The organism is Mesorhizobium sp. M1006, from assembly GCF_040318825.1.
Lineage (GTDB): Bacteria > Pseudomonadota > Alphaproteobacteria > Rhizobiales > Rhizobiaceae > Mesorhizobium.
This window is the reverse complement of record NZ_JAMYMZ010000013.1, coordinates 125,885-137,580: the sequence shown is the minus strand read 5'-3', so window position 1 is coordinate 137,580 and position 11,696 is coordinate 125,885. Positions and strand designations below refer to the sequence as shown.

18 protein-coding genes are annotated in these 11,696 nt (G+C 61.7%); 9 read left to right on the top strand and 9 right to left on the bottom strand.

Going from position 1 to position 11,696, the window contains the following annotated elements; translation table 11 throughout:
- Positions 1-75: 75 nt before the first annotated feature.
- Both NKH60_RS15445 and NKH60_RS15440 read right to left on the bottom strand, forming a co-directional pair.
- On the bottom strand, positions 76-342 hold the full coding sequence (locus NKH60_RS15445) for a DUF1488 family protein (RefSeq protein ID WP_023678405.1): 267 nt from the start codon (positions 340-342) through the stop codon (positions 76-78).
- Between the two features lie 10 nt (positions 343-352).
- Positions 353-535: a hypothetical protein gene (locus NKH60_RS15440; protein ID WP_023678406.1), complete on the bottom strand. Its 183-nt coding sequence runs from the start codon at positions 533-535 to the stop codon at positions 353-355.
- 368 nt (positions 536-903) lie between these two features.
- On the opposite strand from NKH60_RS15440, the gene NKH60_RS15435 reads away from it, so the two are divergent.
- Together NKH60_RS15435 and NKH60_RS15430 are read left to right on the top strand one after the other, a co-directional pair.
- Positions 904-1,170 carry a hypothetical protein gene (locus tag NKH60_RS15435; protein WP_352469759.1) on the top strand — a complete coding sequence of 89 codons (267 nt, stop codon included), beginning with the start codon at positions 904-906 and terminating at the stop codon, positions 1,168-1,170.
- Positions 1,167-1,412, top strand: a complete 246-nt coding sequence (locus NKH60_RS15430) for a hypothetical protein (protein ID WP_023678408.1) — start codon at positions 1,167-1,169, stop codon at positions 1,410-1,412. The genes NKH60_RS15435 and NKH60_RS15430 overlap by 4 nt, the downstream gene beginning before the upstream one ends.
- 137 nt (positions 1,413-1,549) lie before the next feature.
- Here NKH60_RS15430 and NKH60_RS15425 read toward each other — a convergent pair whose 3' ends face one another.
- Positions 1,550-1,942, bottom strand: a complete 393-nt coding sequence (locus NKH60_RS15425; protein WP_352833466.1) for a Kazal-type serine protease inhibitor family protein — start codon at positions 1,940-1,942, stop codon at positions 1,550-1,552.
- 492 nt (positions 1,943-2,434) lie between these two features.
- Between NKH60_RS15425 and NKH60_RS15420 the strand changes: the two genes are divergently transcribed.
- From NKH60_RS15420 to NKH60_RS15410, 3 genes are all read left to right on the top strand, one after another.
- The gene (locus tag NKH60_RS15420) at positions 2,435-2,647 is read left to right on the top strand and encodes a cold-shock protein (protein WP_006202520.1); all 213 of its coding nucleotides are present in this window, start codon (positions 2,435-2,437) and stop codon (positions 2,645-2,647) included.
- A 229-nt stretch (positions 2,648-2,876) separates the two neighbouring features.
- Positions 2,877-3,089, top strand: coding sequence for a cold-shock protein (locus tag NKH60_RS15415; RefSeq protein WP_006202521.1), 213 nt, complete (start codon positions 2,877-2,879; stop codon positions 3,087-3,089).
- Between the two features lie 191 nt (positions 3,090-3,280).
- Positions 3,281-3,691 (top strand): BA14K family protein, encoded by a 411-nt coding sequence (locus tag NKH60_RS15410; protein WP_023678410.1) that lies wholly within the window; start codon positions 3,281-3,283, stop codon positions 3,689-3,691.
- Between the two features lie 69 nt (positions 3,692-3,760).
- Here NKH60_RS15410 and NKH60_RS15405 read toward each other — a convergent pair whose 3' ends face one another.
- The 3 genes from NKH60_RS15405 to NKH60_RS15395 form a co-directional block, all read right to left on the bottom strand.
- Entirely contained in the window at positions 3,761-4,402 is a 642-nt protein-coding gene (locus NKH60_RS15405) for an MBL fold metallo-hydrolase (RefSeq protein WP_352450491.1), read from the bottom strand.
- Between the two features lie 176 nt (positions 4,403-4,578).
- The gene (locus NKH60_RS15400) at positions 4,579-4,890 is read right to left on the bottom strand and encodes a hypothetical protein (protein ID WP_352450492.1); all 312 of its coding nucleotides are present in this window, start codon (positions 4,888-4,890) and stop codon (positions 4,579-4,581) included.
- 145 nt (positions 4,891-5,035) lie between these two features.
- The gene (locus NKH60_RS15395; protein WP_352872625.1) at positions 5,036-5,929 is read right to left on the bottom strand and encodes a branched-chain amino acid aminotransferase; all 894 of its coding nucleotides are present in this window, start codon (positions 5,927-5,929) and stop codon (positions 5,036-5,038) included.
- Between the two features lie 249 nt (positions 5,930-6,178).
- On the opposite strand from NKH60_RS15395, the gene NKH60_RS15390 reads away from it, so the two are divergent.
- The 4 genes from NKH60_RS15390 (at position 6,179) to NKH60_RS15375 (ending at position 10,106) form a co-directional block, all read left to right on the top strand.
- A complete protein-coding gene (locus NKH60_RS15390; RefSeq protein WP_352456926.1) occupies positions 6,179-6,706 on the top strand; it encodes a MarR family winged helix-turn-helix transcriptional regulator in 528 nt (175 codons plus the stop codon).
- Positions 6,693-7,412: a response regulator gene (locus NKH60_RS15385; protein WP_023678415.1), complete on the top strand. Its 720-nt coding sequence runs from the start codon at positions 6,693-6,695 to the stop codon at positions 7,410-7,412. Before NKH60_RS15390 ends, NKH60_RS15385 begins: the two co-directional genes overlap by 14 nt.
- 50 nt (positions 7,413-7,462) lie before the next feature.
- Positions 7,463-8,878, top strand: a complete 1,416-nt coding sequence (locus NKH60_RS15380) for an ATP-binding protein (RefSeq protein WP_352833464.1) — start codon at positions 7,463-7,465, stop codon at positions 8,876-8,878.
- Between the two features lie 205 nt (positions 8,879-9,083).
- Positions 9,084-10,106, top strand: a complete 1,023-nt coding sequence (locus tag NKH60_RS15375; protein WP_352872623.1) for a glycosyltransferase family 4 protein — start codon at positions 9,084-9,086, stop codon at positions 10,104-10,106.
- 12 nt (positions 10,107-10,118) lie between these two features.
- Here NKH60_RS15375 and NKH60_RS15370 read toward each other — a convergent pair whose 3' ends face one another.
- From NKH60_RS15370 to NKH60_RS15360, 3 genes are all read right to left on the bottom strand, one after another.
- Positions 10,119-10,478 (bottom strand): tRNA-binding protein, encoded by a 360-nt coding sequence (locus NKH60_RS15370; protein WP_352833459.1) that lies wholly within the window; start codon positions 10,476-10,478, stop codon positions 10,119-10,121.
- Between the two features lie 6 nt (positions 10,479-10,484).
- Positions 10,485-10,985, bottom strand: a complete 501-nt coding sequence (locus NKH60_RS15365; RefSeq protein ID WP_352833456.1) for a type III secretion system chaperone family protein — start codon at positions 10,983-10,985, stop codon at positions 10,485-10,487.
- A gap of 331 nt (positions 10,986-11,316) precedes the next feature.
- Positions 11,317-11,619 carry an accessory factor UbiK family protein gene (locus NKH60_RS15360; protein ID WP_352469829.1) on the bottom strand — a complete coding sequence of 101 codons (303 nt, stop codon included), beginning with the start codon at positions 11,617-11,619 and terminating at the stop codon, positions 11,317-11,319.
- Between the last annotated feature and the right edge of the window lie 77 nt (positions 11,620-11,696).

Genomic DNA, 11,696 nt, shown 5'->3' with positions numbered 1-11,696 from the left:
GCGATCTAGGCCATCGCTGCGGCGCGTGCAAGAGCAGAGGCGGTCGCAAGGGAGCGAACCTCGGAACCCACCGAGCTAGCGGAAGTCGGCCGGCGTCAGCACATACATGTTCCTGCGGCCGTGCGAGTAGGCTTGGCGCGCAATCTCGTGGATCGACGAACGCTTGGCGTCGAAGGCGCTGAGAAATTCGGCCTCGGCTCCGCTTGCAGCCGGGTTTGCCGCCGAAAGTGCCGCGACCTCGACAAAGAATGGGACTTCGAGCATGCCGTCATGGCCGACGAAACGAATGCGCTTGGCCGCCGCGTCATAGGAGCGGCTGGGATTGGGAAAATTGAGCGTCATGGCTTGCGCGTCAAATCAGGCGGTTGCTTTCGGCAAGCTGGCGCGCCCGCCGCGCCGTGCCGTCGGTGTCGGCAATCCTTCGCCTTGCCGCCTCGTCGCTTCTTATCGTGAGACGCGGCGACAAGACCTTTATCGGCTTTGCGACAGGACTGACTGCAACTGTCGGGACATCCGGTGTTCTTGCGGAGTTCATGACTCTCTTCCTTCCATTACTAGATAAATACAAATGCCGGAGGAATTTTTTCGGAAGTTCTTCAAATAATTTTCGAGGTGCTCCGGGACCGTATCATCGTTCTGCGGATAACTATAGAAAAGTAATTTGACGTTGGTAGGGGTAAGAGGCCGAAAACTTCTTGAATAAGTCGTATTTTCAGACTAGAGGTATGAAACCGTTTGGGTCATGCTTGGCCCCGCGGTGTCAGGGATTCTCGGCCCGCCAAACTTATCCAAATCGCCGACACCTGGTACCGCAATGCAGGCTCCGCTTCCGGGGCAGGCCGGAAAGAAACTTCAAGGCACGAGAACTTCAAGGCACAAGCGAGAACTTCGAGGCGCACAAGAATGTCTGCTCGCACCACCCATTCCATAGCGCATTTCGCGGCACCTTTCGTGCTTGGCGGGCTGGATGGCATGCAGCCGGCCGGCGACTATGACATCGACCACGACGAAGAACTGATCGACGGCATGTCCTGGCCTGCCTGGCGCCGCGTCGCCACTTTCATCCATCTGCCGGCAAGGACAGTGAAAAGCGCGACCAGCCAGCTTGTCGCCATTGACCATGCCGAGCTCGACGCAGCGCTTCGGCACGACCAGGAGAATGTCACATGATCCGCTTCCAGCAGAATGCGCGGCGCACGGACACGCCGGCGCATATCTTCACCGTCGGCCAGACCGTCCGCATGAAGAGCCGCACCGGCCTTGCCCAAAAGACCGCGGAGCTGTTCCAGATCAAGAGCCGGCTGCCGGTCAAGGACGGCTCGCCGCAATATCGCATCCGCAGCGATCAGGAGACCTATGAGCGGGTCACCACGGAAGACAATCTCGAACCGGTCGACAACCCCGCCAACTGAGCCGACGCGCCGCAACGCTGCTTCACATGCTGATGATGCCGCAGATCCGCGTCGCCTGCGCATCTCCAACGGGAACGGCGCTGAGCTCTACGCCGGGGCCCAGATGGTGCTTATCCGGCCAGGCTGAGGTCGGTGCGCTAGCAGGGCCCGTCATCGACGACGCGATAGTCCGCCGCGCGGGCTTCGCATTCGTTGGGGAATGTGCGCAGTTCGCCATGGCGACGGGCACAGACCGGGCGGTATTCGCGGGTGCAGAATGTCTGCTCGCCGCCGCCACCACCGCCGCGGCACTCGCCCTCGCGAATGATGCGGTATCCGGCCCGTTCGGCAAGGCAGGCATTGGCGAAGGTCTGGCGGTCGCCGCCGCGCCGGGCACAGACCGGGTCATATTGCCTAGTGCAGAATTGCGGCCCCGGCCGTGGCGGGCGCGGCCCCTCATCATCCACCACGACGGTGCAAGCTGCGAGAATTGCCGACAGGAACAGGATGGAAAAAACCTGCCGCGGAAAGATTGCCGCAAGAAACCGCATGAATGTTCCCTCCCTCGAAACTCCTGCCCGCACAAATGGTGCCTGGGTCAGGCCGATCCTCGTCATTCCGCTGCCAGATGCAACCCCTGTTTGCAACTGGCGAGCCAGGGCGGTATGCCGGCGCAAGCCAAGACAGCACCTGCCCCGCTTGCTGGACCATGCCTGGGTGAAGTCTGGCCGATGACCGCGCAGAGAACCGGGACTATCGGTGCGATGCGTCGGGATGCGCCTGTTGGGGCCGCCCGCGGCTGTGTCTTGCAAGCATCACGTTTCCGTGCGATAAATTTTGTGTTCGGGCATTTGCGACCCGGAGAGCGGAACGTTTTGGACGACCTTTCCCCGATACTGTGAATCTCTGACAGCCCCGTTTTTCGGCGGGGGGTTTTACCCATGCGCCAATGCATGACTGCCGAAGCAACCACCGGGACTTGCCCACGGCGCCAGGCGGCGGGCGGAACCACCAAGACTGACACGGGTGAAGGAGTTTCCCCAATGGCCCAGACCGGCACCGTTAAATTCTTCAACGCTACCAAAGGCTTCGGCTTCATCACGCCCGATGGCGGCGCCAAGGATGTGTTCGTCCACATCTCGGCGATCGAGGCTTCCGGGCTGCGCACGCTCGTCGACGGTCAGAAGGTCACCTTCGATGTCGAGCCCGACCGTATGGGCAAGGGTCCGAAAGCGGTCAATCTCCGCGCTGCCTGAAACCACAGCGTGCCGCGCGTCCTTTCGGGGTGTGAGGATGCTGCAAGGCTTTTGGAGTGAACTTGAATTCTGTAAAGGCGCGGCGGTTTTCGTCGCGCCTTTCGTGTTCCGGGATGCTTGCCCGCACCCGCAAAACTTTCTCTTGCCGATGGCACTAAAATAAAGGACAAATTTCCGTCCGGGCATTTGCCGGCCCGAGACTGGACTTGTGGGATCAAAGGAGCTTCCCATGCCGCAGACCGGCACCGTCAAATTCTTCAATCACGCCAAGGGCTTCGGCTTCATCACGCCGGACGACGGGGCAAAGGATGTCTTCGTCCATATTTCGGCCGTGCAGGCGTCGGGTCTTCCCGGTCTTGAGGATGGGCAGAAAGTGACATTCGACACCGAGCCGGACAAGCGCGGCAAGGGTCCGAAAGCCGTCAACCTGTCGATCGGCTGAACCACCCCCGGACAGAATGGACGTGGGCCGGTCTGGCCTGCGGTGTTTGCCGCACGCTTGAACCGCCCAGTTAGATGAACCGCCTGGTCAAATTTCGTTCAGCCCCCGTTCAGCCACGGTCGCATATTAATCTTCGTTAAAGCCGGACCGCATCCCCGAAAACGACCCGGGCCGGCACGAAGGAGACCGACATGAACCGAATTTTCAAGACTGCCATCCTGTCCGCCGCGGTCGTTGCGACCACGCTTGCGACCTTGCCCGCGGCCAATGCCGACGAATGGCGCCATCACCGCCGCCACCACGGCCACGGCGACGCCGTTGCGGCCGGCGTGCTCGGCCTTGCGGCCGGTGCCCTGATCGGCGGTGCGCTCGCCAGCCCGCAGCCCCGCTATTACGACCCGGCCTATGATGATGAATACTACAGGCCTGCCCCGGTGCGCCGTTATTACGTGCAGCCGCGAGTGGCCTATGCCGAAAGCTATGCGGAGCCGTGGACCCGCGGCTGGTACGAATACTGCTCGGACCGCTACCGGAGCTTCAACGCCCGAACCGGCACGTTCACCGGCTATGACGGCGAACAGCATTTCTGCACCGCCAATTAGCGGAGGCAGTTTCCCGTCGGAAAAAAGCGCGGTCGCACAGGCCGCGCTTTTTGTTTCCGGCAAGCGGTTTCAGACCAGAAAAGGATTGCTCCGCCGCTCCTCACCAAAACGGCCGCCGGGACCATGGCCGCAGATAAAGCCGATGTCGTCGCCCAACGGCAAAAGCTTCTCCTTGATCGAGGCGATCAGCGCGGCGTGGTTGCCGCCTGGCAGATCGGTGCGGCCGACCGAACCGCGGAACAGCACGTCGCCGACATGGGCGAACTTCGCCGCCCGGCTATAGTAGACGACGTGGCCGGGTGCATGGCCCGGACAATGGAGCACCTCAAACACGTGCGAGCCGAACGAAACGGTCTCGCCTTCGGCAAGGAACCGGTCGGGGACACAGTTGCGCACGGGATCGGTGATGCCGTAGCGCTTCGCCTGGTTCTCGAGATTGGCGAGCAGCGGCCGGTCGGCGGCATGCGGGCCGATGATCTCGATACCGAGCGCCTCCTTCAGTTCCATGGCCCCGCCGGCATGATCGATATGGCCATGCGTGATCCAGATCGCGCCGGCAGTGATCGCATTGTCCTCGAGCGCCGCCAGCACCTTGTCGATGTCGCCGCCCGGATCGACGACAACGCCTTGCCTGTCGTCCATGTCGAAGAGGATGGTGCAGTTCTGCTGGAACGGCGTGACCGGCACGATGCCGGCGTTGAGCTGACCCATATTCGTCCTTTCACGCTGTCGGAGCGCTGCGCGTCCCCTCGAACGCGTCAGGAGAGCTCCAACCTTGAACCAGGCCCTGATGTAGAGACACACGCGAACGGCGTCCACCGCTCCCACAAACGGCAAACGAAATGGGCGGCCGAAGCCGCCCATTTGAAAACCTGAAACGTCAAAGCTTATTTCTTCATCGCGTTCATGACCGCACCGATGATGCCGGTCAGGATGGCGCCGCCGCCGGCACCGCCAACGATATTTGAAATGTTCAACGCGCTGCCGGCCCCTGCCGCCGTGGCGGCGGCTGCCGGATCGACCGAGCCACCCAGCAGACTGTTGAGGATGGCCGCACCGCCGACGCCGCCGACAGCGCCGCCCAGGATTTTGGTAAGCTGCCCCATCGCCGCAGTCTTGATAGCCGCGCCAACCGCCTGACCACCGATGATACCCGTAATCACCTGAATAATGATCGGAAGAAGCGTGTTCATATCCATATTTCCAGTCCCTCCATAGCTGCCAGCCTCCCGGGCCGACCCCATCATGAGACGCCGAATTGTGTGAAAGTCAAATGCAGAAGCGCTTAAATAAAAGGGGCGGCCCGAAAACCGCCCTTACTAGTTAAAAAAGCTGTGACTTTCGTTATTCTGCAGCGATTGCGTGCTTGGGCTGAACGGCCGCAGAATAGTCATTCATCAGCGTCTTGGCGATTTCGCCGACCTCGAATCGGTATGGACCGATCTCCGAAACCGGCGTCACCTCGGCTGCCGTCCCGGTGAGGAAGCACTGCTGGAAGCCTTCAAGCTCATCCGGCATGACGGCGCGCTCGATCACCTCCAAACCGCGGTCCTTGGCAAGGCCGATAACCGTGCGGCGGGTGATGCCGTCGAGGAAGCAATCAGGCTTGGGCGTATGGATCTTGCCGTCCTTGACGAAGAAGATGTTGGCGCCTGTCGCTTCCGCCACCTGGCCACGCCAGTCGAGCATCATGGCGTCGGCATAGCCCTTTGCCTCGGCGGCATGCTTGGACATGGTGCAGATCATGTAGAGGCCGGCCGCCTTCGATTTCGACGGTGCGGTGCGCGGGTCGGGGCGGCGCCATTCGGCCATGTCGAGGCGGATCCCCTTGAGCTTCTGCGCCGGGTCGAAATAGCTTGGCCACTGCCAGATGGCGATGGCGCAGTTGATCCGACTGTTCTGTGCGGAAACGCCCATCTGTTCGCTGCCGCGCCACGCGATCGGCCGGACATAGGCGTCCTGGAAACCTTGCTTCTTCAACAGCGTGCGGCAGGCGTCGTCGATCTCGGCGACCGAGTAGGGTATCTTGAAGCCAAGCAGGCGCGCCGATTCATGCAGGCGTTCGGTGTGGTCGGTCAGCTTGAAAATTTCGCCCCCATAAGCGCGCTCGCCCTCGAATACCGCGCTGGCGTAGTGCAGCCCGTGGGTCAAGACGTGGATCTTGGCGTCGGCCCATTTGACGAATTCGCCGTTCATCCAGATAAAGCCGTCCAGTTGGTCGAAGGGAACGGATGCCATGGTAACCTCCCGCGGGCGGCAGCCCGCACATCATTGTGTCGTTGCGTGTTTCGCCTCGGCCGCTGCGGGCGGCCATTGTCTCAAAGCGTAGGCGGATATTTAAGGTCTGGCAAACTCAGGAAGTTCCGGAAAAAACGGCTTCGCTTGCCTTTTCGTTCGCAATCCGCCGAAAAGCTTGCCAAAAATTACCATCGCGCGGAAAATACGTCAATAGTGCTGACATAATTTCCTGCTTCACACGGAGAAAAGATGACGAGCCACGCAGCCGCAGAGCCGATCAGGACGGCGATCACCGACGAGGACGGCATCGATTTCGCCATCATCGAGTTGTTCTTCTTCGCCTATCGCGACTTTACCTCCGATCCGGACCAGATCCTGGCCGATTACGGTTTTGGCCGCGCCCATCATCGGGTGTTGCATTTTGTCAATCGCCGGCCCGGCCTGACGGTCGCCGAGCTCCTCGATGTGCTCAAGATCACCAAGCAGAGCCTGGCGCGCGTGCTCAAGCAACTGATCGACACCGACCATATCGTGCAATTGCAGGGCCCCCGCGACCGCCGCCAGCGCGAGCTTTATCCGACGGCCAAGGGCCGTGCTCTGGCGCTGGCACTGGCGCGGCCACAGTCGCGCCGCATCCATGCTGCATTGGAAGATTCCGGAGCCACCGAACGCGCCGTTATCGAACGGTTCCTTGAAGCGATGGTAAATCCGGAACTAAGGGCGCAGATCGACATTGTGCCCGCAAAGATGTCAGGGAAAAACCATGGAGACCATTGAGAGGGTTGATCATCCGACAGCACCGGAAGACGACGCGCCGCATCTGCTGGTGGTCGACGACGACACCCGTATCCGCAATCTTCTGAAACAGTATCTGACCGAAAACGGTTTTCGCGTCACCGTCGCCGGAAATTCCGGCGAGGCGAGGCGCAAGCTCGCCGGCCTCGACTTCGATCTGATCGTGCTCGACGTCATGATGCCGGGTGAAAGCGGCGTCGATCTCACCAAGGCGCTGCGGGCCGAGAAAAACGTGCCGATCCTGATGCTCACCGCACTGTCCGAAACCGACAGCCGGATCACCGGGCTCGAGGCCGGTGCCGACGACTATCTGCCTAAACCGTTCGACCCGCGCGAGCTGATCCTGCGCATCAACAATATCCTGCGCCGCGGCGGCCCCGCGACGACGCCCAAGGTCGAACAGCTGGTCTTTGGCCCCTATACGTTCCAGATCGCCAGGCGTGAGCTGAAGCGCGGCGGCGAGGCGCTCAAGCTGACCGACCGCGAGCAGGAAATCCTGGCGATCTTCGCTGCGCGTGCCGGCGAGACGATACCGCGGCATGAGCTTGTCGGCGATGAATCCGAGGTCGGCGAGCGCACGATCGACGTCCAGATCAACCGGCTGCGCCGCAAGATCGAACGCGATCCGTCCAATCCGGTCTGGCTGCAGACCGTGCGCGGTATTGGGTATCGGCTCAGCGTGGAATAGAATGCCGCCGACAGCGGCCCTTTGCCGGGTCCCGGTGAGCGAAAGGACGAATGGCGACCACGCAACTCGAACGGCCGGGAGATGGCGGCTTCAGCGCCCGCGCGACGCGGGCGCTCAAGGCCGTGCCGCGCGCCTGGAACCGTTTCTGGCGCCTGGTGTCGCTTTACATGCCGAAGCGGCTCTATGCCCGCTCGCTGATCATCGTCATCGCGCCAATGATCATGCTGCAGTCGGTCGTCGCCTTTGTCTTCATGGAGCGCCACTGGCAGACCGTGACGCAACGCCTGTCGCAGGCCACGGTGCGCGACATCGCCGCCATCATCGACCTGATAGAGACCTATCCGCATGACGCCGACTACGCCAACGTCATCCGCATCGCCCAGGATCGCATGCAGCTGAAGGTCGACCTCCTCCCGCCCGACCCGCTGCCGCCACCCGGGCCAAAGCCGTTCTTCTCGATCCTCGACGAGATCCTTTCGTCCGAGATCACCCGCCAGATCAACCGTCCGTTCTGGATCGATACGGTCGGCAATTCCAATATCGTCGAGGTCCGCGTCCAGCTCGAGAACAAGGTGCTGCGCGTCTTCGTGCGCCGCAGCCAGGCCTATGCATCGAACACCCATATTTTCCTGATCTGGATGGTCGGCACCTCGCTGGTGCTGCTGATGATCGCCATTCCCTTCCTGCGCAACCAGATCCGGCCGATTCTGACGCTGGCCGAGGCGGCCGAGAGCTTCGGCAAGGGCCGGCCGATGCCGCGCGATTTTCGCCCGCGCGGCGCGGAGGAAGTCCGCCGCGCCGGCTTTGCCTTCATCCAGATGCGCGAACGCATCGAACGTCAGCTCGAGCAGCGCACCGCCATGCTGAGCGGCGTCAGCCACGATCTGAGGACCATCCTCACCCGCTTCAAGCTGCAATTGGCGCTTGCCGGGACCAAGGCGGCCGATACCCAGGCACTCGACCAGGACATCGACGACATGCAGTCGATGCTGGAAGGCTACCTTGCCTTTGCACGCGGCGAAGCTTCGGAAGATGCCGGTCAGTTCGATCTCGAAGCCTTCTTCGACAAGCTTCGCGAGGAAGCCGCGCTGCGCAAGCGCAAGCTGTCGACCGTGCTTGTCGGCGATCCGCATGTGCATGTGCGCCCCAATGCCTTTGCGCGGCTGCTGTCCAACGTCGTCGGCAATGCATTCCGCTATGCCAAGACGGTGGAGATCAATGCCAATCATGGGCGCGGTTCGCTGGTCGTCACCATCGACGATGACGGCCCGGGAATTCCGCCCGAAAAGCGAGAAGATGTATTCAAGCCGTTCGTGCGGCTGGACGAGGCCCGCAACCTCGACGCCAGCGGCACCGGCCTTGGCCTCTCCATCGCACGAGACATTGCCCGCAGCCATGGTGGCGACATTGTCCTCGAACGCAGCCCGCTCGGCGGCCTTCGGGCGGTGATCAAGGTCCCCGCTTGACGGCAGCGACACCCGGCCTTCATCGGCCCGTCATGAAACCATGGTGAAGAGCGCCAATGAAGCGCGCGATCCTGATTGATTCGGCCCTGCGGCCTCATTTCGACCCCGCGCCTGCCCGGGTGCGCTGGTGCGACGCCAGAGCTGCGGCGTGGTCGCCGCTCAGGCGTCGCGGCGAGGCAATCAAGCTTGCCGCCAAGGGACCGCCATGCGCATCCTGATGGTCACCGACGCCTGGCGCCCGCAAGTCAACGGCGTCGTCCACACGCTAGAGCGTCTCTCGGAGACCCTGAAATCCTTCGATATCGAGACGGACTTCCTGACGCCGAATATCTTTCGCACCCTGCCTCTGCCGACCTATCCCGATATCAGGCTGGCGCTGACGACGCCGCACCGCGTGGCGCAGCTGATCGAGGCACGCAAGGTGGACCACATCCATATCGTCACCGAAGGACCGCTCGGCATTATGGCCCGGCGCTACTGCCGCAACGCCGGCCGCCCGTTCACGACCAGCTATCACACACGTTTTCCGGAATATCTGAGCGCGCGCCTGCCGGTGCCTGAAGCATGGGCCTATCGCTGGCTGCGTGATTTCCACAATTCAGGACAGGGCACGCTGGTTGCCACCCAGTCGCTTGCCGACGATCTTGCGGCGCGCGGCTTCACCAAGCTCCGGCCGTGGACGCGCGGCGTCGACACCGACCATTTTCGGCCGGACAAAAGAAAGGACCTGGGATTTCCCGGACCGATCTTCCTCTGCGTTGGCCGCGTCGCGATCGAAAAGAACCTGCCGGCCTTCCTCGACCTCGACCTGCCTGGCAGCAAGTTGGTCGTAGGCGAAGGGCCGGAATTGGCGAAGCTGAAGGCCAGATATCACGATGCCCATTTCCTTGGCCATCGTCCGAACGACGAACTGGCCGAGATCTACGCCTCGGCCGATGCTTTCGTCTTCCCCAGCCGTACCGACACGTTCGGCAACGTCATCATCGAGGCGCTGGCCAGCGGCACGCCGGTCGCAGCCTATCCCGTCACCGGACCCATCGATATTGTGGGTGACGGCATCGGCGGCGCGGTGTCGGACGACCTGCGGCAAGCAGCGCTCGCCGCCCTTCACGTAGACCGCGCCGAGGCGCGGCAACGCGCAATGCGCTACAGCTGGAAGGCCTGCGCGGAAATGTTCATGGAAACGGTCGAAGAAGCGCTGGGTACCAGGCGTAAACTGGCTGCGTGAACAACAGCGCAGCTAGAACAACCTGCCGCCGTCCGGCACTTTGCGTTCGATTGCCCCAAGCACCACCGCGCCTTCTTCATCGGGAAAGCCGAGCGTCAGCACTTCCGACATGAATGGCCCGATCTGACGCGGCGGGAAATTGATCACAGCGAACACCTGCCGGCCGATCAGGGTTTCGGGCGTATAATATTTCGTGATCTGGGCCGAGGATTTCTTCACCCCGATCACGGGACCGAAGTTGATTTTCAATTTGATCGCCGGCTTGCGCGCCTCGGGAAAAGGCTCGGCCTCGACGATCGTGCCGGCGCGGATGTCGATGCGGTCGAAATCGGCAAAGCTGATCTCGGGTTTTCGCGCGTTGCTCGAACTCATCGACGATCAGGCGCTTCCGTAGGTTTCGAACAGCACGCCGGCCAACGCATCCTTGGCCGAAGTGCCTGACCAGACGACGAACTGGAACGCCTGGAAATAGCATTCGCAGGCCTCCAGCGCCGACGACAGCAGCACCTCGACCTGCTGGCTCGACGGCTCGACCCCACCGGCCAGCAGCAGCGACTGGCGGAACATGATGGCGCCTTCCTGCTCCCAGAGATCGAAATGGCCAAACAGCATCTGCTCGTTGATCAGCGAAAGCAGCCGCATCACCTCGAGCGCGCGCGCCTCCGGGACCTTGATGTCGAAGGCGCAGGCCAGGTGCAGCGCCTCGTAGTCCTCCATCCAGGAGAATGAAACGTGGTAGTCGGTCCAGCTTCCGGCAACAGAGATCGAGATCTCGTCGTCGCCGGCCCGCTCGAAGGACCAATCGTTGTTGTGCGCCACCTGCTCGATAACATCCACCGGATGGATTTCGCGGGAGAATTCGAGTTCGAGAAGTTCCATGAAATGCTTCCTGTCGTTCTGGGAGCGCCACCACACGCTCCGCGGGAGAGGCACACTCGAACAATTCTGCCTAGAACTCGGACGGCCAGGACTTCGTCAACGCAAAGACCCCGGACCGGACCCCACCGCCCGGCGCATGACCGTGCTCCGAATCATGCAACAAATTCAGTCTATTGATCGGGAGTCGCGTGACCAGCCAAATTTTTCGCACTGCGTCATTCGCATGTGGAAAGGCGCTGTCACAAAGATTCACGCAGTACCGGTAAGCGATTCACGACAAAGCGCTTTTTGCGATCCGGCTTTGTGGAAAAGTTTAACGATTTATTTCTTGTTATTTTTTTGCACGCGGCTTTGACGCAGCCGCAGGCGCTGGTTGACCGGTCAATTCGGCAAGCCTGGCCTCGAGCGCCTCGATGCGAGCGGCGAGGCGGGTGTTTTCTTCCCTGGCCTTCGCCGCCATGTCGCGAGCGGCCTCGAATTCCTCGCGCTGCACCACGTCCATGGAGTTGAGTATGCGCTCGGCCTGGCCCCTGAAGGCGGTCTCCACCTCGCGCCGCACGCCTTGCGCGGCACCGGCTGCATCGGTCATCAGCTTGGCGAATTCATCGAGAATGCGGTTCGGTCCGGTCGCCATGGCAAATCCTCGCTTGGTCGAATTGACGTAGTGGCGCGCGATTCGGAATGCAAGCATATGCTTGCCTTGACCCCGCC

Bases quoted from the DNA above. Each gene is read 5' to 3' on its own strand.
- NKH60_RS15445 (WP_023678405.1), bottom strand. From the start codon at position 342: ATGACGCTCAATTTTCCCAATCCCAGCCGCTCCTATGACGCGGCGGCC.
- NKH60_RS15440 (WP_023678406.1), bottom strand. From the start codon at position 535: ATGAACTCCGCAAGAACACCGGATGTCCCGACAGTTGCAGTCAGTCCT.
- NKH60_RS15435 (WP_352469759.1), top strand. From the start codon at position 904: ATGTCTGCTCGCACCACCCATTCCATAGCGCATTTCGCGGCACCTTTC.
- NKH60_RS15430 (WP_023678408.1), top strand. From the start codon at position 1,167: ATGATCCGCTTCCAGCAGAATGCGCGGCGCACGGACACGCCGGCGCAT.
- NKH60_RS15425 (WP_352833466.1), bottom strand. From the start codon at position 1,942: ATGCGGTTTCTTGCGGCAATCTTTCCGCGGCAGGTTTTTTCCATCCTG.
- NKH60_RS15420 (WP_006202520.1), top strand. From the start codon at position 2,435: ATGGCCCAGACCGGCACCGTTAAATTCTTCAACGCTACCAAAGGCTTC.
- NKH60_RS15415 (WP_006202521.1), top strand. From the start codon at position 2,877: ATGCCGCAGACCGGCACCGTCAAATTCTTCAATCACGCCAAGGGCTTC.
- NKH60_RS15410 (WP_023678410.1), top strand. From the start codon at position 3,281: ATGAACCGAATTTTCAAGACTGCCATCCTGTCCGCCGCGGTCGTTGCG.
- NKH60_RS15405 (WP_352450491.1), bottom strand. From the start codon at position 4,402: ATGGGTCAGCTCAACGCCGGCATCGTGCCGGTCACGCCGTTCCAGCAG.
- NKH60_RS15400 (WP_352450492.1), bottom strand. From the start codon at position 4,890: ATGGATATGAACACGCTTCTTCCGATCATTATTCAGGTGATTACGGGT.
- NKH60_RS15395 (WP_352872625.1), bottom strand. From the start codon at position 5,929: ATGGCATCCGTTCCCTTCGACCAACTGGACGGCTTTATCTGGATGAAC.
- NKH60_RS15390 (WP_352456926.1), top strand. From the start codon at position 6,179: ATGACGAGCCACGCAGCCGCAGAGCCGATCAGGACGGCGATCACCGAC.
- NKH60_RS15385 (WP_023678415.1), top strand. From the start codon at position 6,693: ATGGAGACCATTGAGAGGGTTGATCATCCGACAGCACCGGAAGACGAC.
- NKH60_RS15380 (WP_352833464.1), top strand. From the start codon at position 7,463: ATGGCGACCACGCAACTCGAACGGCCGGGAGATGGCGGCTTCAGCGCC.
- NKH60_RS15375 (WP_352872623.1), top strand. From the start codon at position 9,084: ATGCGCATCCTGATGGTCACCGACGCCTGGCGCCCGCAAGTCAACGGC.
- NKH60_RS15370 (WP_352833459.1), bottom strand. From the start codon at position 10,478: ATGAGTTCGAGCAACGCGCGAAAACCCGAGATCAGCTTTGCCGATTTC.
- NKH60_RS15365 (WP_352833456.1), bottom strand. From the start codon at position 10,985: ATGGAACTTCTCGAACTCGAATTCTCCCGCGAAATCCATCCGGTGGAT.
- NKH60_RS15360 (WP_352469829.1), bottom strand. From the start codon at position 11,619: ATGGCGACCGGACCGAACCGCATTCTCGATGAATTCGCCAAGCTGATG.